Origin of the sequence: Inquilinus sp. CA228 (assembly GCF_052078665.1) — a bacterium.
Classification (GTDB): domain Bacteria; phylum Pseudomonadota; class Alphaproteobacteria; order DSM-16000; family Inquilinaceae; genus Inquilinus.
The window spans coordinates 97180-114463 of the sequence record NZ_JBQJIK010000001.1 but is presented as its reverse complement, the minus strand read 5'-3'; the positions used below and the strand labels follow the sequence as shown (position 1 = coordinate 114463).

At 69.0% G+C, this 17284-nt stretch carries 18 protein-coding genes; 7 read left to right on the top strand and 11 right to left on the bottom strand.

What is annotated here, in order from left to right:
* Positions 1-225: 225 nt before the first annotated feature.
* The 4 genes from ACTOWL_RS00565 (at position 226) to ACTOWL_RS00550 (ending at position 4003) form a co-directional block, all read left to right on the top strand.
* Complete coding sequence (locus tag ACTOWL_RS00565) at positions 226-1446, top strand: ROK family protein (RefSeq protein WP_441319231.1); 1221 nt, start codon at positions 226-228, stop codon at positions 1444-1446.
* 11 nt (positions 1447-1457) lie between these two features.
* Positions 1458-2561, top strand: coding sequence for a Gfo/Idh/MocA family protein (locus tag ACTOWL_RS00560; RefSeq protein ID WP_441319230.1), 1104 nt, complete (start codon positions 1458-1460; stop codon positions 2559-2561).
* Between the two features lie 22 nt (positions 2562-2583).
* Complete coding sequence (locus ACTOWL_RS00555) at positions 2584-3234, top strand: ThuA domain-containing protein (protein ID WP_441319229.1); 651 nt, start codon at positions 2584-2586, stop codon at positions 3232-3234.
* Positions 3235-3322: 88 nt separating this feature from the next.
* Complete coding sequence (locus ACTOWL_RS00550) at positions 3323-4003, top strand: exopolysaccharide biosynthesis protein (protein WP_441319228.1); 681 nt, start codon at positions 3323-3325, stop codon at positions 4001-4003.
* A 183-nt stretch (positions 4004-4186) separates the two neighbouring features.
* Here the strand turns inward: ACTOWL_RS00550 and ACTOWL_RS00545 are convergent, their stop codons facing one another.
* The 3 genes from ACTOWL_RS00545 to ACTOWL_RS00535 all read right to left on the bottom strand — a co-directional run bounded on the left by ACTOWL_RS00545 (position 4187) and on the right by ACTOWL_RS00535 (position 6505).
* Positions 4187-5824, bottom strand: a complete 1638-nt coding sequence (locus ACTOWL_RS00545; RefSeq protein WP_441319227.1) for an adenylate/guanylate cyclase domain-containing protein — start codon at positions 5822-5824, stop codon at positions 4187-4189.
* Positions 5825-5880: 56 nt separating this feature from the next.
* Complete coding sequence (locus tag ACTOWL_RS00540; RefSeq protein ID WP_395674849.1) at positions 5881-6039, bottom strand: hypothetical protein; 159 nt, start codon at positions 6037-6039, stop codon at positions 5881-5883.
* A 64-nt stretch (positions 6040-6103) separates the two neighbouring features.
* A complete protein-coding gene (locus ACTOWL_RS00535) occupies positions 6104-6505 on the bottom strand; it encodes a Fur family transcriptional regulator (RefSeq protein WP_138887091.1) in 402 nt (133 codons plus the stop codon).
* Positions 6506-6616: 111 nt separating this feature from the next.
* Between ACTOWL_RS00535 and ACTOWL_RS00530 the strand changes: the two genes are divergently transcribed.
* Entirely contained in the window at positions 6617-6766 is a 150-nt protein-coding gene (locus ACTOWL_RS00530) for a hypothetical protein (protein ID WP_441319226.1), read from the top strand.
* On the opposite strand, the gene ACTOWL_RS00525 is transcribed toward ACTOWL_RS00530, so the two are convergent.
* The 3 genes from ACTOWL_RS00525 to ACTOWL_RS00515 all read right to left on the bottom strand — a co-directional run bounded on the left by ACTOWL_RS00525 (position 6742) and on the right by ACTOWL_RS00515 (position 9906).
* On the bottom strand, positions 6742-8976 hold the full coding sequence (locus ACTOWL_RS00525) for a mechanosensitive ion channel domain-containing protein (RefSeq protein WP_441319225.1): 2235 nt from the start codon (positions 8974-8976) through the stop codon (positions 6742-6744). The two genes, ACTOWL_RS00530 and ACTOWL_RS00525, sit on opposite strands and share 25 nt — an antisense overlap.
* 28 nt (positions 8977-9004) lie before the next feature.
* Positions 9005-9649 carry a hypothetical protein gene (locus tag ACTOWL_RS00520; protein ID WP_441319224.1) on the bottom strand — a complete coding sequence of 215 codons (645 nt, stop codon included), beginning with the start codon at positions 9647-9649 and terminating at the stop codon, positions 9005-9007.
* 80 nt (positions 9650-9729) lie between these two features.
* Positions 9730-9906, bottom strand: a complete 177-nt coding sequence (locus ACTOWL_RS00515) for a hypothetical protein (protein WP_441319223.1) — start codon at positions 9904-9906, stop codon at positions 9730-9732.
* 204 nt (positions 9907-10110) lie between these two features.
* On the opposite strand from ACTOWL_RS00515, the gene ACTOWL_RS00510 reads away from it, so the two are divergent.
* Entirely contained in the window at positions 10111-10773 is a 663-nt protein-coding gene (locus ACTOWL_RS00510) for a sulfite oxidase-like oxidoreductase (protein WP_441319222.1), read from the top strand.
* Between the two features lie 24 nt (positions 10774-10797).
* On the opposite strand, the gene ACTOWL_RS00505 is transcribed toward ACTOWL_RS00510, so the two are convergent.
* Genes ACTOWL_RS00505 through ACTOWL_RS00485 form a run of 5 tightly spaced genes read right to left on the bottom strand, consistent with a single transcriptional unit; the run spans position 10798 to position 14506 of the window.
* Positions 10798-11493 (bottom strand): lipid-binding SYLF domain-containing protein, encoded by a 696-nt coding sequence (locus ACTOWL_RS00505; RefSeq protein ID WP_441319221.1) that lies wholly within the window; start codon positions 11491-11493, stop codon positions 10798-10800.
* 54 nt (positions 11494-11547) lie between these two features.
* The gene (locus ACTOWL_RS00500; RefSeq protein ID WP_441319220.1) at positions 11548-12177 is read right to left on the bottom strand and encodes a histidine phosphatase family protein; all 630 of its coding nucleotides are present in this window, start codon (positions 12175-12177) and stop codon (positions 11548-11550) included.
* Positions 12174-12470 carry an adenosylcobinamide-GDP ribazoletransferase gene (locus ACTOWL_RS00495; protein WP_441319219.1) on the bottom strand — a complete coding sequence of 99 codons (297 nt, stop codon included), beginning with the start codon at positions 12468-12470 and terminating at the stop codon, positions 12174-12176. Before ACTOWL_RS00495 ends, ACTOWL_RS00500 begins: the two co-directional genes overlap by 4 nt.
* 41 nt (positions 12471-12511) lie before the next feature.
* A complete protein-coding gene (locus ACTOWL_RS00490; RefSeq protein WP_441319218.1) occupies positions 12512-13900 on the bottom strand; it encodes an MATE family efflux transporter in 1389 nt (462 codons plus the stop codon).
* Positions 13901-13912: 12 nt separating this feature from the next.
* Positions 13913-14506 (bottom strand): DUF2239 family protein, encoded by a 594-nt coding sequence (locus ACTOWL_RS00485; RefSeq protein WP_441319217.1) that lies wholly within the window; start codon positions 14504-14506, stop codon positions 13913-13915.
* 549 nt (positions 14507-15055) lie between these two features.
* Between ACTOWL_RS00485 and ACTOWL_RS00480 the strand changes: the two genes are divergently transcribed.
* A complete protein-coding gene (locus tag ACTOWL_RS00480; RefSeq protein WP_441319216.1) occupies positions 15056-17278 on the top strand; it encodes a calcium-binding protein in 2223 nt (740 codons plus the stop codon).
* The last annotated feature ends 6 nt before the right edge of the window (positions 17279-17284 follow it).

Genomic DNA, 17284 nt, shown 5'->3' with positions numbered 1-17284 from the left:
TTCTCCCTCGCCGGTTTAATTTTTTCGTTTTACGAATTTATCAGACCGGCTAGGGTGAGCCCTGTCAAGATCGAAAAAATCGGACGATTGCCGAGAATTCGAAACAATATGGCCCGACGGATGGGATGGAAGCGCTGAATCGAGACCAGGCGAAGCCGTTCGCCCCAAGCCGCATCGGCCTTCCCGGCATGGTGCGCCGCACCATAAAATTCGGATCATGACGGAATGAAGACCGCCGATCCGGAGCTGATGCGGGCGATCAACCGCTTCCATGTGCTGGATGTGGTGCGGCGCTACGGCCCGATCTCGCGGGTCGAGATCGTGCAGCGCACCGAGCTGGCGCCGGCCACCATCTCGGCCATCACCGGCGGGCTGATCGAGGAGAACCTGATCCTGGCCCGGGCGGTCGAAGGCGTCGGCACCGCCGCACGCGGCCGGCCGCGGGTGATGCTGGAGCTGAACCGCGAGGCCGCCTTCGTCTGCGGCGTCAAGCTGGCGCCGCATCAGATCAGCATCGCCGTCACCGACTACAAGGCCGATGTGGTGAAGACCCTGTCGCTGCCGATCCGCGTCGCCCGCCAGGCGCCGGAGGTGGTGGCCGACATCCTGGAAGATGGCATCCGCCGTTGCGTCGGCGACGCCGATCTGGCGCTGGACCGGCTGGGCGGCATCGGCATCGGCCTGCCCGGCTTCATCGACGGCCGCAGCGGCACCTGCGTCTGGACCCCGATCCTGGGCGCGCCGGACGTGCCGCTGGCGGCGATGGTCCGCGACAGGCTCGGCGTGCCCACCACGGTCGAGAACGACGTCCATCTGGTCACCCTGGCCGAGCACTGGTTCGGTCATGGCCGCGACAGCGACAGCTTCGCCGTGGTGGCGGTCGAGGATTCGGTCGGGCTCGGCCTGTTCCTGAACGGCGACGTGCATCGCGGCGCCGCCGGGATGGGGACGGAGTTCGGCCACACCAAGATGGCCCTGGACGGGCTGCCCTGCCGCTGCGGCCAGCGCGGCTGCATCGACGCCTATGTCTCGGACCACGGCATCGTCACCCGCGCCCGCGCCCTGCTGGGGGCGGAGGCCGGGCCGATCGCGCCGGAGGATCCGCGCGCCATCGGCCGCCTGCGCGACATGGCGCGGGCTGGCCGGGCCGAGATCCGCGCCCTGTTCGAGGAGGCCGGCGCCATCCTGGGCTTCGCCGTCGGCAACCTGATCACGCTGCACAGCCCGCCCAAGGTGATCGTGGCCGGCAGCGCCATCCAGGCCCGCGACCTGATGGAGCCGGCCCTGCTGGCCACCATCGACCGCGTCGTGCCGGTGCCGATCCGGCGCGGCACCGAGATCATCCTGCATGAATGGAGCGACGACGCCTGGGCCCGCGGCGCGGCCAGCCTGGTGCTGCGGCAGCTCTACGAAGCGCCCTGGAACGGCCAGGGCATGCCCCGATAGCGGAGTGGACCATGAGCGAGAGACCCGTCGGCGTCGGCATCATCGGCTGCGGCGTGATCAGCGGCGCCTATCTGAAGGCGGCACCCAACTTCCCGATCCTGCAGGTCCGCGCCTGCGCCGACCTTAACCTGGAGGCGGCCCAGGCCAAGGCGGCCGAGTTCGGCATCGCGGCGCTGAGCATCGAGCAGCTGCTGGCCGATCCCGAGATCGAGATCGTGCTGAACCTGACCACGCCGCAGGCGCATGTGCCGGTCGGGCTGCAGGCGATCGCCGCCGGCAAGCATGTGCATGCGGAGAAGCCGCTGGCGGTCAGCGTCGCCGAGGGCCGCACCCTGCTGGAGGCCGCCAGGGCCAGGGGCGTGCGCGTCGGCAGCGCCCCCGACACCTTCCTCGGCGCCGGGCAGCAGACGGCGCGCGCGCTGATCGATGCCGGGCGGATCGGCCGGCCGGTCGCCGGCACCGCCTTCATGATGGTGCCGGGGCATGAGCGCTGGCACCCGAACCCGGATTTCTACTATGCCAAGGGCGGCGGCCCGCTGTTCGACATGGGCCCCTACTATCTGACCACGCTGGTCAACATGCTGGGCCCGGTGGCGCGGGTGACCGGGACGGTCGCCGCCGCCTACACCGAGCGCCGCATCGCCAGCGGCCCGCGCACCGGCCAGGTGGTGCCGGTCGGCACCCCGACCCACATCACCGGCACGCTGGCCTTCGCCTCCGGCGCCGTGGTGACCATGGTGATGAGCTTCGACATCCCGGCCCACCGCCACGCCCCGATCGAGATCTATGGCGAGACGGCGTCGCTGAGCGTGCCGGACCCGAACACCTTCGGCGGCGACGTGCTGGTGTCGGTCGACCGTACCGAGTGGAAGGCCGAGGCGACCGGCCATGCCTATGGCGACGGCAACTACCGGATCATCGGCGTCGCCGACCTGGCCCAGGCCATCCGCACCGGCCGCCCGCACCGCGCCAACGCCGAGCTGGCCTTCCATGTGCTGGAGGTGATGGAGGCGGTGGAGCGATCCGGCCGCGAGGGCCGTCCGATCGAGATCGAAAGCCGCTGCGCGCGGCCGGAACCGATGCCGGTGGAGCCCGCCTTCGGCCGGGCCGCCTGAGTTGCGAAAGGGAGACGGAACAATGACCAGGCAGGCGCTGATCGTCTGGGGCGGCTGGAACGGCCACACCCCCAAGGAATGCGCGGATGAGGTGGCCGGGATGCTGCGCGGTGACGGCTTCGAGGTGTTCATCGAGGACACCACCGAGGCCTTCGCCGACCCGGCCTTGAAGGACATGCACCTGATCGTGCCGATCTACACCATGTCGACCATGGAGAAGGAGGAGGTCACCAACCTGACCGCCGCGGTCGAGAGCGGCGTCGGCCTGGCCGGCTTCCACGGCGGCATGTGCGACGCCTTCCGCAACGAGGTGGCCTACCAGTTCATGACCGGCGGCCAGTGGGTGGCCCATCCCGGCAACATCATCGACTACCGGGTGCGGGTGACCCGGCCGGACGACCCGGTGATGCAGGGGATCGAGGATTTCGCCTACCGGTCCGAGCAGTACTACATGCATGTCGACCCGAACAACGAGGTGCTGGCCGAGACCATTTTCACCGGCGAGCACGCGCCCTGGATCGCCGGCCACGCCATGCCGGTGGTGTGGAAGCGCCGCCACGGCGCCGGCCGGGTGTTCTACAGCGCGCTCGGCCACCGGGTGGAGGAGTTCGAGAACCGGTCGATGAAGACCATCCTGCATCGCGGCCTCTTGTGGGCTGCGCGGGAGGCATGACCGAGGGGCTGAGACAACCGCGCGCTTGCGTCCGTCACGGCGGACTCGGTAACACCAGAGGCTGGACCCATCATGCCGGACCAGCCGCTTGCCCGACGCCCACCAGACCGAGATCCAGCACGACGACCCCGGCGCGGCCGTGCCCGCCGGGCCGAAGCGCCGTCGGCGCTTCTCGGAGGTGCTGCAGGATCTGGCCGCGGAGGGCGGCGAGCGCATCGCCATCGCCGACATCCTGACCGCCTTCGGCGACCGGGCCTTCGGCGCGCTGATGCTGGTCTTCGCCGCGCCGAACATCCTGCCGACGCCGCCCGGCACCTCCTCCGTCCTCGGCGCGCCGCTCTTGTTCATCACCACGCAGCTGATGCTCGGCCGCCCGGTGTTGTGGCTGCCGCGGATGATCACCCAGCGGTCGGTGGCGCGGGCCGACTTCGCCCGGCTGGTCGACCGCATGGTGCCGTGGCTGGTCAAGGCCGAGCGGCTGCTGCGGCCGCGCCTGTCGATCCTGATCGGCCCGGTGCCGGACCGCTTCATCGGCGCCGCCTGCCTGCTGCTGGCCGTCATCCTGTTCATGCCGATCCCGCTCGGCAACATCGTGCCGGCGCTGGCGATTTCGGCCTTCGCCATCGGCCTGGTCGAGCGCGACGGCATCGCCGTCTCGGTCGGCTGGGCGGTCAGCGCCGGCGCGCTGGCGATCCTCGTTGCCGTCTCCGCCGCCCTCTGGGCCGCCCTGCGCGCCTTCCTGGACACGCTGCTGGGGGTGTCGATTTGAATACGAAGGCGCAGGACTTTGACCCGTCATGGCGAGCCCCGCAGGGGCGTGGCCATCCAGGGCCGCTCGCACCGGCCCCCTGGATGGCCACGGCGCTACGCGCCTCGCCATGACGAAGAAGAGCCTGGAACGTCAAACTCAAAGGCCGGTGGTATCGTAGGACCGCCGCCAGCGAACTGCCCGTCACCCCCGTAGATCGGCGATCCGGCTGACGACCCGGATGCGCAGCTGGTCGCGCCGGCCGCGGATCGCCACCTGCTCGGCGCGGAAGACCGACAGGTCGGCGCCGGCATGGTCGAGCAGATCCTGCGAGACCACCAGCTCCGCGCCATAGCCCTTGCACAGCCCTTCCAGCCGGCTGGCGATGTTGACCGTGTCGCCGACCGCGGTCAGGCCCTTGACCCCGCCATAGCCCATCTCGCCGACGATGGCCGGGCCGGCATGCAGGCCGATGCCCATGCGCAGCGGCTCCTTCAGGTCCGAGGCCAGGGCCTCGTTCAGCTCGACCAGCCGCACCGCCATCCGCCGGGCGGCGTCGAGCGCCTGGCGGCTGGCCGCCTCGCGCCCGGCCTCGACCCCGAACAGCGCCATCACCCCGTCGCCGATGAACTTGTCGACCTGGCCGCCCGCCGCCTCGATCGCCTGGCCCATGGCGGCGAAGTAGCGGTTCAGCAGGAACACCACGTCATAGGGCAGGCGATGCTCCGACAGGCGGGTGAAGCCGCGCAGATCGGCGAACATCACCGCGATCTCGCGCTCCTGGCCATGGCGGTGGCCGGGGCCCTGGAAGCCGTCGCGGGCGGTTGCATTCGGCGGCAGCAGCGGCGTGACCTCGAGGTCCTTGACCGGCCGGATCTGGCAGGCCAGCCGCACCCCCTCGGGCGCCCCGATCCGCTGCAGCACGCGGGCCTCGTCCGCCGCCGGCGGCGGCAGGTGCTCGGCGCCCAGCCCGACCCTCACCCGGCAGGTCGAGCAGCGGCCGCGGCCGCCGCAGACCATGGCCTGCGGGATGCCGGCGGCGCGGATGATCTCCAGCGCCGTGGCGCCGGGGATGATGTCGAGCACCTTGGTGTCGCGGTAATACAGCTTCGGCCCGCCATGGCGGGCCTTGAGGGCCCGCAGCACCGGCCCGGCGAAGGCGGCGAGGATCAGCGCCAGGATGGCGATCCGGGTCCACAGCGCCCCTTCGGCGGCGAAGGCCTGCGCCTCCGGCGTCAGCTTCATCGTGCGGTACAAATCCTCCAGCCAGCCCGGCTGGGCCGCCAGCGCCCGGACCTGCAGCCCGGCCGAGACGAAGCCGGCCAGGCCGAGCGCCGGAAGCAGCAGGGCGACCGCGTAGAGGAAGGGCAGCGCCTTCGGATACCAGGGCTTGAGCCGCAGCCAGTAATGCACGCCGATGCAGCCATGCCCCCAGGCGATCAGCACCAGCACCGTCTGCTGCAGCGCCCCGCCGCCATCGCCGCCCCACATCAGCGACAGGATGAGGCGATAGGGCGTGCCGACGCCGTACACCTCGAAGGCGACGACGGTGGCGAAGACATGGACGGCCAGCAGCAGCGGAATGGCGAGGCCGAGCCCGAGCTGCACGGCCTGCCAGGGCTTCAGCCGAAAGTTGTGGCGCTGCCAGATCGACACCAACGCGTTGGCGATGTGGACCAGGAAGGCGGCGGAGAGGACGGTCAGGCCGGGCTGCTTCTCCCACACCAGGATGAACAGCTTGAGCCCGCCCTCCATCGCATCCAGCGACACCAGCCCGATCGAATGGTTGATCAGATGGCTCGCGAGGAAGGTGAGGAGGATGAGGCCGCTGGGCAGCCGCAACCTCCGCAGCCACGCCCCGGCCCGGGTGCCCCGGATGCCAGCGGCGTGGAGGTCGCTCAGTTCAGCGGACCGGAAAAGACCCAGGTCTCCACCGTGTCATGGGCGCGGAACGCCGGGACTTCGGGATGATGGTAGACGAAGACGCGGATCGCCGCGTCCATCGCCACCGAACGCGGGGCGCCGCGGGCCACCATCTCGCTGTAGGCGCGGGTCACGGCCTGCTGGCAACGGCAATCCGCCGAGCCCTCGGGGAAGGGCTCGGCACCGAAGCCGCAGCCCTCAGGACTTCTTTTTCCGGCCATAGAGTTCGAGCCTGTGATCGACCAGTTCGAAGCCGAGGCGCTTGGCGATCTTCTCCTTCAGCACCTCCAGCTCCTGGTCCTTGAACTCGATGACCTCACCGGTTTCAAGGTCGATCAGGTGGTGGTGATGCTCGAGGTTGACCTCGAAGCGGGAGTAGTTCTCGTTGAAGTCGTGCCGCTGCACCAGGTTCAGCTCATCGAGCAGGTGCAGGGTGCGGTATACGGTCGCGATGCTGATCGACGGATCGATCTCGCGGGCCCGGTGATAGACGGTCTCGACCGATGGATGGTCGAGAGATTCGGTCAACACCTGTAGAATGACACGACGCTGATCGGTCATCTTCAGGCCGGCGGAGACACACCTCTCCTCGAGCGTCATGGCTCAAAACCCTCTCTTGCCGCGGAACTGCTGGCGGTTTTTAGAGAGATTACAGATCGCAGCGGCGCTTGGCACCCGAAAATGCGCCGCAGGGGACCGGGAGGACCAGCGATGGGCGACCTGTTCAGGCTGGACATGAGCATCCACGGCTGGATTGCGCTCGGCATCGCCGTGGTCGGCATCATCGCCCTGAATCTCGGGCTGATGCACCTGGCCCGCAAGAAGCACGACTCCCACTACGATCCCGACGATGCTCCCTGAGCGGCGGCGTCCTCCGGCCGGTCCAGGCTGCGGGTCAGCACCATCCGGTGCGGGAACGGGATGTCGATGCCGAGCTCGTCGAAGCGCCGCTTCATCCGGCGGTTGAACTCCCGCATCACGCCCCATTGCTTGCTCGGCGGCGTCTTGATCCGCGCCTTGATGGTCACGGCGCTGTCGCCGAACTTGTCGAGGCCGATGATCTCGATCGGCGCCAGGATCGCCGGCGCCCAGGCGGGGTCGAGCTGCAACTCGCGGCCGAGGTCGCGCAGCACCTCGATCACGCGGTCGACATCCTGGTCGTAGCCGATGCCGACATTGAACACGGCGAAGGAAAAATCCTTCGTCATGTTGATGATGGAGGTGACGGAGCTGAACGGCAGCGTGTGCACCGCCCCGGTCTCGTCGCGCAGCCGGATGGTGCGGATGGTGATGCTCTCGACCACGCCGCTGTCCGAGCCGATCTGGACCACGTCGCCGACCGACAGCGTGTCCTCGAACAGGATGAAGACGCCGGTGATGACGTCCTTGACCAGGGTCTGGGCGCCGAAGCCGATGGCGAGGCCGACCACGCCGGCGCCGGCCAGCAGCGGCGCGATGTTCAGCCCGACCTCCGACAGCACCATCAGCGTCACGACGGTGATCAGCAGCACCAGGAAGGCGTTGCGCAGCAGCGGCAGCAGCGTGCGGGCGCGGGCGCTGCGCTGCACCAGGTTGCCCGAGGAATCGTGCCGGTTCAGGTGGTATTCGATCAGCTGGCTGACCACCTCCCACGCCACCAGTGCCGCCACGATCACCAGCAGGATGGCGCCGCCGCTGGCCAGCATGGCGCGGCCGGTGTCGGTCTCCATCCAGGCGATGCCGCCGAGCTGCCAGACCTCGAGCAGCACCAGGACGCTGACCACGAGGACGACGACCTTCAGCCCGGTGTCGAGCACCGGCAGATAGCGGTTGGCGCGGTGCTCGAGGCCGGGGAAGCGGGCCTTCAGCTCCGGCCCGATCGAGAAGGCGCGGTGGATCAGCCGCGGCCCGTAGGCGGAGACCAGCCGCGCCAGCACCAGGACCAGCACGGTCAGCAGCGTGGCCCGCAGGACGAAGACGAAGCCGCCATTGATGCCGAGCGCCCAGATCGCGAAGGTGACGACGACATAGGCGATGGCGACGAGGTGCCAGACATCGGCGAAGCGCCGGCGGGCGGAACCGACCGCGCGTGTCACGCCGGCCTCCTCGCCCTCCGCGGCGTGGCGCCGGCGGCCGCGCAGCCAGTCGGCGACCGGCTGCCGGTTCTGCAGGATCAGCACCACCAGCATCGCCGCGACGGCCAGGCCGATCAGGTATTTCAGCGCGGTCAGGCTGCCGGCGGGCAGCCCGAGCACGATGGCGGTGGAGACCGCGAGGTAGCCGAACACCAGCAGGTAGATCAGCCGCTTGGCCCAGACATAGAGGTAGCCGGCGGTCTCGTCGCCGACCTGCAGCAGCCGCAGATGCGGATGTTCCGGCGTCAGCACCAGGCGGATCAGCATCAGGGCCACGCCGCTGATGATCGCGGCGTTGACCAGCGCCAGCACCACGGTGCGGACGAACCAGGGCGGGTCCAGCACCACCGCCATGGCATAGGCGCCGAGCACGAAGGCGATCAGCGGCAGGAAGTCGAGCACCGCCTGGGCCAGCAGCAGCGGGATCTTGCCCCAGAGCGTGGCCGGAGCCTTGCCGTTCAGCGCCGCGAAGGGCCGGCGCAGCAGCAGCCGGACCAGCCAGCCGGCGGCGATGCCGGCGAGGACGACGCCGACCACGTTGAGGAACACCACGCCCCAGCGCTCCCGGGCGGCCGGGTCGGACAGTTGGTCCCGGGTCCAGGTCGCCAGCTCCGGCAGCCGCGCCAGGGTGGCGCCGATCTCGGCGACCGCGCCGGTGACGTCGCGCACCTTGTCCGAGACCACGACCAGGGCTTGGCTGCCGACCGTCTCCAGCGCGCTGCGCTCCTCCTGCTGCTGCGCCTGGGTCTGCAGCAGCAGCTGCAGCCGGGCCACCAGCTCGGCCCGCGCCTTGTCGTCCTGCAGCGTGGCGATCAGCGCCTTGACCCGCTCGGGGTCGGCCGGCTGGTCGGACGCGGCCGGTGGGGCCGGCGCGGATGTTCCCGGCACCTGGCCGGCGGCAAGGCCGGGCGCGAGCAGAAAGCCAGCGATGAATAGGAGATAGAGAAGACGACTCATCGGCTCAGTCAGGTTGCGAAGAGAGACTTCAAGCGCTCTGGTCCGCGATCATCACACTACGCGCCTGACGAAGAAACATACCGATCTCGGTTCGCAGACGTTCCAAGTCTCCGATCCCATCATCGCCGGCAACTCCCTGGAGTCGTCGCAGGATGATCGCGGCAGCGTCGATGAAGCGCTTTTCGCCGGAAAGAAGGAACCCTTTGTTTGCGCGCTCGAAGGCAACGCCGCAATCCATCGATCTGGCCTTAAAAGCAACCTGCAGCAAATCGTGCTCGTAGTCTGCCAGGCGCCGGATCTCACCGATCGCTTGCCCGAGCTTGCGGCGAAATCTTTGCTCCTGGCCAGCCTCGTAGACGATCCAATCGGTCCTCGTGAGATCGGAAGGTGCTGTCGCCTGTTTCGATTTGACGATGACGAGCGGCTTCCCACACATCGCGGCAAAACCGAGTTCGAGGGCGATATTCGCCATCGCGCTGGCCCGGGTCTCATCGGAAAATATCGCAACGGTAAAGCCCGTCGATCGGATCAGGCCGAGGATGCGTTCCAAGAAATCCTTCCCGCCCGTGGTCGCGTCGGCATCCTTGATTGAGATGCCATGTTCGGCGAACACCTCGGTGACGATTCGGGTCATCGTCAGGTCGACTTCGGGCGGATTGCCGAGTTGCCGCATGATGAAGGCGTGCCTCGGCAGCAGGCTACTTGGAGGCGAATCGAGAACGTCCTCCGTCAGTGGCGAGAAAGCCAGCGCTACTATGGATGCCGCGTCACGTCCTTGATGCCCTTGTACGGACCAGGTGACTTCTTTTGATCGACGATCCGGCCCGTGCTGGTGTCGATCTTCACGTATCGACCCGTAACCGGGTTTTTCACCTGCGCCCGCTCCTTCACCGGGCCGATGCGACTCGACTGTCCGGTGTTTTTCGCCATAGCACTGACCTCGCTTCGCTTTGGTGCATCAAGGATCGCATAGCGCCCAGTTGCCGGCAACTTGGGACGCCGCGCCACTGCCCGGACAGATAGGCATGGTTCATTCGCCCGGGAATGGGCAGCCCTGGATCGGCCGGCTTGGCGACGCTATCTGTTGGTGTGGAGCTCGGCCATATTGTCGTGCCCCAGCAAGGAAGCATGGCCATGGCGGATGACGGCGATCTCGGCTCGGTCCGGCCGAAGCTGGTCGAGAGCAAGAAGCGCTGGGCGCGCGAGGGCCGGCTGCTGACCGGAGCCACCTCGGATCCCGAACGCGATCGGCTGCCGCCGGGCCAGCGCCTGGTCGAGACCTGGCCGGTGCTCGATCTCGGCGTGCAGCCGGAGATCCCGCTCGACAAATGGCGGCTGACCATCGACGGGCTGGTCGAGGCCCCGACGGTGTGGCGCTGGGCCGACATCCTGGCCCAGCCGGAGTTCGAGGACGTCTCCGACATCCACTGTGTCACTGCCTGGTCGCGCTTCGACAACCGCTGGCGCGGCGTCTCGGCCCGGCACCTGCTGTCGCTGGTGCGGCCGAAGCCCGAGGCCCGGCACGTCGTGTTCCACAGCTACGACACCTACACCACCAACGTCGCGCTCGACGCCTTCGCCGAGGAGGATGTGCTGCTGGCGACCCATCACGACGGCGAGCCGATCGCGGTCGAGCATGGCGGGCCGCTGCGCGTGATCATGCCCCGCTGGCACTTCTGGAAGAGCGCCAAATGGGTGAAGCGGATCGAGTTCGTCGCCGCCGACCGCCCGGGCTTCTGGGAGGAGCGCGGCTACCACAACGAGGGCGACCCCTGGCAGGAGCAGCGTTACAGCTGATGGAGCGCGGGGTCGGCTGGCCCCTTACCTCGGCAGCAGGTTGCGCAGCTGGTCCGCGCCCGGGTTGCTCCTCTGCCCCTGGAAGATGACCCGCGCCGCGGTGCCGAAGCCATAATAGGCGTCGTTCTTGCCCTGGTCCTCGCTGATCACCGTGCCGTCCAGCGTGCCGCCGGCGAACAGCCCCCTGTTCTGCGAGAAGGCGTACATGTCGGCATTGGTGTTCAGCCCGGTCGAGGCGCCGATGCCGGCGCCGAGGGTGAACAGCGACCCCGACAGGTCGGCGCCGACGGTGAAGCTGCTCTGCTCCACGGCCCGCAGACCCTTGTCGGTCATGATCGTCAGCACCAGCTGCGAGACCTGGCCGCCGATCTGCAGCCCGAAGGTGCCGCCGCCGACGCCGTAGAAGGCTGGGTAGCTCCAGTTGCCGTCCGACATCCGGACCACCATCACCGCATTGCCGCCGCGGCCGCCGAAGATGAAGCCGCCGCGGAGCAGCTCCGGCGCGATCAGCACCGCCTTGGCGCCGCGGATGTAGCGCGGCAGCGCCGACAGCTCCTGCGCGGACAGCAGCGCCTGCAGCGCGCCGCGGCTTTCGTCGACCAGCAGCTGCGCGTCGCTCGGCGTCGAGGTGGCCGAGCCGCAGCCGGCGAGCATGCCCGGCAGCGCCAGCCCAACGGTCGACACCCCCGTCAGGCGGAGGAACATGCGGCGGTCGATCATGGTCGGGGCTCTCCTCAGACTCCACATGAAGATTCGTGGCATACCGCTAAACAATCAATACATCTTTTCCGTTCCAAATGGCAGATTCAGGGCGATGATTCGCCAGCTTTCAGCGCCGGAGGACGACCGGATGCGGTCGATCCGGCTCAGCGACAGCGTGTCGACCGCGAGTCGCAGCGCGTGCTCGCCATCCAGGTCCAGCGCCAACGCCGCCGCGGCGCGGATGGTTCCGGCATGGGCGACGGCGATGATGTCGCAGCCGGCATGGGCGTCCGACAGGGTCAGGATCGCGGGCTGCACCCGGCGCAGCATGGCCTCGAAGCTCTCGCCGCCGGGCGCGGCATGGGCGGAGGGGTGCGACCAGAACGGATCATGCCGCGGCAGCGCCCCGTAGACCTCGCGGCTCGGCCGGCCCTGCCAGGCGCCGAAATCCTGCTCGATCAGCGCCGGCTCGACCGCCGGCACGGCCGCCTCGCCCATCGCCGCCAGCAGCACCGCCGCGGTCTCGGCGGTGCGGCGCAACGGCGACTGCAGCCACACCGCCCGGCGCGGCAGCCGGGCGGCGAGGGCGGCGATCGCCGCCACGTCGCCGGTGTCGGCTTCAAGGTCGAGCCGGCCGTAGAGCAGCTTGTCCGGATTGAGCACGGGGGCGTGGCGCACCCACCACCAGCGGGTCGTGCTCATGCCGCCCCCGCGGCGCACAGCACCGCGACCTCCGCCAGTTGCTGGGCGGCGCCGAGCACGTCGCCGGTCTGGCCGCCGATGCGGCGCCGCGCCAGCCCGGCCAGGACCCAGGCGCCGAGCCAGAGCGCCAGCGCCCAGACCAGCCCGGCGGCCGCGCCGATGCCGGCCCCGGCCAGCGGGAACAGCCGCATCGACCGGGCCAGCGCATCGGCCGGCGCGTCCGCCGGCCAGCGGACCGGCAGCCGGGTCAGGAAGCAGGCGGCGACGCGCAGATCGCGCAGCAGGTCGTCCATGGCCCCCGGGTTAGCCGGTCCGGCCCGTCGCGGCAAGCCGCTCAAATGATCCGCCGGATCGCCCGCTTGCGCCACACCAGCCGGTAATAGGCGATCTGGCCCAGCGCCATGACGATGAAGGCGACCGGATAGGCGATCCAGATGCCGTCGATGCCGATGCTGCGGCCGAGCGCCCAGGCCACCGGCACCTCGACGCCGAGGATGGCGAAGAGCGAGATCGCCATCGGCGCCAGCACCGTGCCGCTGGCCCGCATCACCGCGGCGACCACGCCGGCCAGGCCGAACACGATGTAGCTCCACAGCGTGATGTGCAGCAGGTCCTGCGCCAGATCGATCACCGGCGGGCTGGTCAGGAACAGGCCCATCAGCGTGCGCGAGAACAGGTAGAAGACCGCCACCAGCCCGCCGGTGACGATCAGGTTCAGCAGGATGCCGGTGCGGGTGATGGCGCCGAGCCGGTCGGCATGGCCCGCGCCGATCGCCTGGGCGCCGAAGATCGAGGCGGTGATGGCGATCGAGATCGCCGGGAACTGGACGTAGCTGACCACCTGGTTGACCGCGCCATAGGCGGCGGTGGCGTCGGAGCCGAAGCCGTTGACGAAGGACAGCACCGCGACCTCGGCCAGCGACACCAGCACCAGCTGCACGCCCGAGGGCAGGCCGATGCGCAGCACCGCCCGCAGGATCTGCGGGTCGATCCAGAGATGGCGCAGCAGCACGGCGTCCGGCGCCAAAGCGTGGCCGCGGCGGCGCAGATGGACGGCCAGCCAGGCCAGGGCGACGAGGAAGGAGACGATCGCGGCATAGGCGCCGCTGAGCACGCCGAGCTGCGGCAGCCCGGCCCAGCCGCGGATCAGCGCCGGGGTCAGAATGAGGCCGATCACGGTCTGCAGCGCCAGGGCCAGCAGCGGCGTCATGGTGTCGCCGGTGCCGCGCATCATCGAGCTCATCAGCAGGAAGACGAACAGGCCCGGCATGGCGATCAGCATGATCCGGGCATAGGCGGTGGAATCGGCCAGGATGTCGGCCGGGGTGCCGACCGCGGCCAGCAGCGGCCCGGTGAAGGCGCCGCCGAACAGCGCCACCACGAGCCCGGCCAGGATGGTGACCGCCAGGGCGGTGCCGGCGATCGCCTTGACCTTGTCCGGGTCCCGCGCGCCCCAGGCCTGGCCGATCAGCACCGAGGCGCCGGCGCCGAGGCCGATGATGAAGGAGATGAAGAAGAACAGGATCGGAACGAACGCCGAGACGGCGGCGAGCGCGCCGACCCCGATCATCTGGCCGAGATAGATGTTGTTGACCGTGCCGGACAGCCCCTGCAGCACGTTGCTCAGCATCATCGGCCCGAGGAACAGCAGGAACGCCTTCCACAGGACGGGGGGCACGGAGGCCGGAGCGGCGGCCGCGCCGCGCTCGATCGCGTTCGACATGATGGTCCCCCTTCAGGCCGAATGCGGCGCGTCGAACGCGGCGGCGGCCAGGCGCCGGGCATGGTCGCGGATATCGGCCGGCCAGGCCTCGGTCAGCGCGGCGAAGCGGTCACGATCCGGCGCGAACAGGGCGCGCGCCGCCTCCTCGAAGCCGGGCCGGTCGCCGGCCATCGCCGCCATGAAGCGGTAGGCCGCCTCCTGCGCTTGGCGCAGCCGGTCCCGCCCCTCGCCGGCGCGCCGCACCTCCTCGACCAGGCGACGCAAGGTCACCGAGGCGCCGCCGGGCTGGCCGGCCAGCCAGTCCCAGTGCCGCGGCAGCAGCGTCACCTCGCGGGCGACGACACCGAGCTTCGGCCGGCCGGGGCCGCGCGGCGCTTCAGGCTCCGCCGGCGGCGACAGCCGGGCCAGCACCTCGGCCTCGCTGCCGCGCAGGTCGAGCTCGATCGGCAAGCTGGTGGCATCGTCGAAGACCAGCACTCCCGCGCCACGCTCGACGGCCCGCTTCGCCGCCAGGGCGACCTCTGCCAACGGGCCGGAGGCGATGCGGCGAGCACCTTCGAAGGCGGTGCAGGCTGGAACGGGCTCGCGGGCGGACTCGACGGTCATGGCATCCCTACCTGCGGCGCGATCGGACTCATATCTTATAATGCCCGGGTAAAAACTCGTCAATTCACCCGGGCAAAATTCCGTCCCCCCCGATCCTGGGGGGTTGAGGCCATTCCCCTGATTCCGGACACTGTCAGTCAATGGCGCTTCCGTCCGGAGCATCGCTCCTGGCGGCGACAGGCCCCTTGTGGGGGAGCGCGCCGCGACAAGGCACACGCCGCGACGGAGTTGTTCACCGTCGCAGGCCGTGGGATCGGCAGGCGCAAGCCCGGCCGGACAAAGACAAGAGCTTGGCGGTCGACGACCAGACGCGGGACGTCGCCGGCCTGCTCATCCGGAGCGATGGCCCGATCTCGCCACCACAGAGGACCACATTGACAAAACCAGCTTAGGTTAATGGTCGGCCCGCGGTGATCTTTGCCGCCGTGCGAAGCGGCATCACTCGACGGCAAGCCTTGCCCCAGCACAGTTTCCCTTCATGCAATGGACGGACGACGGCGCCCCGCGCCAGTGCCGATATGGCCGTTCGCCCTCACTCAGGAGATCTCGATGCCCTATTATTATGGCACCAACGGCAATGATTCGATTGGCGGCACGGCCAGTGCCGATGTCATGTACGGCTACGCCGGCAACGACCGCCTCTACGGCTATGCCGGCGATGACGTGCTGTATGGGATGGACGGCAACGACTTCCTTCAGGGCGGCGCCGGCGCCGACTGGCTGGACGGCGGCGCCGGCATCGACACCGCCGACTACAACGGCGCCGCCGGAGTCTACGTCAACCTGGCCACCGGCTACGGCTACTATGGTGAGGCGGCAGGCGACCGGCTGTTCAACATCGAGAACGTTCAGGGCACGACCGGCTACGGCGACACCCTGATCGGCTCGGCCGTCGCCAACGTGCTGTCCGGCTATGGCGGCAACGACTCCCTTATCGGCAATGACGGCAACGATACCCTGTACGGGATGGACGGCAACGACTATCTCCATGGCGGCAACGGCGCCGACTGGCTGGACGGCGGCTCCGGCATCGATTCCGCGGAGTACTACTACGGCACGGCCGGGGTCTGGATCGATCTGAGCACCACCTACGGCTACTTTGGCCAAGCGGCCGGCGACCGCCTGTTCAACATCGAGAACGTCTACGGCACCGCCAGCTACAGCGACACGCTGATCGGCTCGGCCGTCGCCAACGTGCTCTCCGGCTATGGCGGCAACGACTACCTCGAAGGCGGCGCCGGAGCGGACACGCTCTACGGCGGCAGCGACATCGATTCCGCCGACTACTACGACAGCACCGCCGGGGTCTGGGTCAGCCTCACCAGCGGCTACGGCTACTACGGCGATGCCGCCGGCGACCGGCTGTACGACATCGAGAACCTCTACGGCAGCGCCAGCTACGGCGACACCCTGATCGGCTCGGCCGCCAACAATTCGCTCTACGGCTATGGCGGCAGCGACTATCTCTACGGCTATGACGGCAACGACCTTCTCTCGGGCGCCGACGGCAACGACTACCTCTACGGTGGCGCCGGAGCGGACGCTCTCTACGGCGGCGCCGGCGTCGATTCCGCCGAATACTACAGCGGCACCACCGGGGTCTGGATCGATCTGAGCACCACCTATGGCTATTATGGTGAGGCCGCCGGCGACCGCTTGTACGACGTCGAGACCGTCTACGGCACCGCCAGCTACAGCGACACGCTGATCGGTTCCGCCGCCGACAACTCGCTCTACGGCTATGGCGGCTACGACTATCTCTACGGCAGTGCCGGCAATGACACGCTGTCAGGTGGCGATAGCAACGATTATCTCGAGGGCGGCGCCGGGGCGGACATGCTCTATGGCGGCACCGGCGTCGACGCCGCCGACTACTACGACAGCACCGTCGGCGTCTGGGTCGATCTCAGCACGGGCTACGGCTACTACGGCGACGCCGCCGGCGACCGGCTGTACGACATCGAGACCGTCTACGGCAGCGCCAGCTACGGCGACACCCTGATCGGCTCGGCTGCCAACGACTCGCTCTACGGCTATGGCGGCGCCGACCGTCTCTACGGCAATGCCGGCGACGACACCCTCTCCGGCGGCGCCGGCAATGACTACCTCCAGGGTGGCACCGGGGCGGACACGCTCTACGGCGGCACCGACAACGATACCGCCGACTACTACGCCAGCACCGCCGGGGTCTGGATCGATCTGGGCACCACCTACGGCTACTACGGCGATGCCGCCGGCGACCGCCTGTACGACATCGAGACCGTCTACGGCAGCGCCAGCTACGGCGACACCCTGATCGGCTCGGCCGTCAACAATTCGCTCTACGGCTACGGCGGCAACGACGGCCTCTACGGCCAGGACGGCAACGACTATCTCTCCGGTGGCGACGGCAACGACTATCTTTCCGGCGGCAACGGCGGCGACACTCTCATCGGGGCCGCCGGGCAGGACACGCTCGTGGGCGGTGCCGGCGCCGACCGTTTCGTCTACGAGACTCTGGCGCAGAGCCCGGTCGGAGCCGGGGCGGATCGGATCACCGACTTCAGCCACGCCCAGGCCGACCGGATCGACCTCTCGGCCATCGATGCCAACACCGGCGTGGCCGGCAACCAGGCGTTCGTCTTCGGCGGCGCAGGCGCCGGCGGGCTGCACTTCGTCTTCAGCGGGTTCGACACGCTGATCACCGGCGACGTCAACGGTGACGGCACCGCCGACTTCAGCATCGTGCTCTCCGGCAACATCGCCCTGGCGGCGGCCGACTTCGTGCTGTAGTGGCTG

What these genes read in the sequence shown, in the direction of transcription:
- ACTOWL_RS00565 (WP_441319231.1), top strand. Translation starts at nt 226, where the DNA reads ATGAAGACCGCCGATCCGGAGCTGATGCGGGCGATCAACCGCTTCCAT.
- ACTOWL_RS00560 (WP_441319230.1), top strand. Translation starts at nt 1,458, where the DNA reads ATGAGCGAGAGACCCGTCGGCGTCGGCATCATCGGCTGCGGCGTGATC.
- ACTOWL_RS00555 (WP_441319229.1), top strand. Translation starts at nt 2,584, where the DNA reads ATGACCAGGCAGGCGCTGATCGTCTGGGGCGGCTGGAACGGCCACACC.
- ACTOWL_RS00535 (WP_138887091.1), bottom strand. Translation starts at nt 6,505, where the DNA reads ATGACGCTCGAGGAGAGGTGTGTCTCCGCCGGCCTGAAGATGACCGAT.
- ACTOWL_RS00530 (WP_441319226.1), top strand. Translation starts at nt 6,617, where the DNA reads ATGGGCGACCTGTTCAGGCTGGACATGAGCATCCACGGCTGGATTGCG.
- ACTOWL_RS00525 (WP_441319225.1), bottom strand. Translation starts at nt 8,976, where the DNA reads ATGAGTCGTCTTCTCTATCTCCTATTCATCGCTGGCTTTCTGCTCGCG.
- ACTOWL_RS00520 (WP_441319224.1), bottom strand. Translation starts at nt 9,649, where the DNA reads ATGCGGCAACTCGGCAATCCGCCCGAAGTCGACCTGACGATGACCCGA.
- ACTOWL_RS00515 (WP_441319223.1), bottom strand. Translation starts at nt 9,906, where the DNA reads ATGGCGAAAAACACCGGACAGTCGAGTCGCATCGGCCCGGTGAAGGAG.
- ACTOWL_RS00510 (WP_441319222.1), top strand. Translation starts at nt 10,111, where the DNA reads ATGGCGGATGACGGCGATCTCGGCTCGGTCCGGCCGAAGCTGGTCGAG.
- ACTOWL_RS00505 (WP_441319221.1), bottom strand. Translation starts at nt 11,493, where the DNA reads ATGATCGACCGCCGCATGTTCCTCCGCCTGACGGGGGTGTCGACCGTT.
- ACTOWL_RS00500 (WP_441319220.1), bottom strand. Translation starts at nt 12,177, where the DNA reads ATGAGCACGACCCGCTGGTGGTGGGTGCGCCACGCCCCCGTGCTCAAT.
- ACTOWL_RS00495 (WP_441319219.1), bottom strand. Translation starts at nt 12,470, where the DNA reads ATGGACGACCTGCTGCGCGATCTGCGCGTCGCCGCCTGCTTCCTGACC.
- ACTOWL_RS00490 (WP_441319218.1), bottom strand. Translation starts at nt 13,900, where the DNA reads ATGTCGAACGCGATCGAGCGCGGCGCGGCCGCCGCTCCGGCCTCCGTG.
- ACTOWL_RS00485 (WP_441319217.1), bottom strand. Translation starts at nt 14,506, where the DNA reads ATGACCGTCGAGTCCGCCCGCGAGCCCGTTCCAGCCTGCACCGCCTTC.
- ACTOWL_RS00480 (WP_441319216.1), top strand. Translation starts at nt 15,056, where the DNA reads ATGCCCTATTATTATGGCACCAACGGCAATGATTCGATTGGCGGCACG.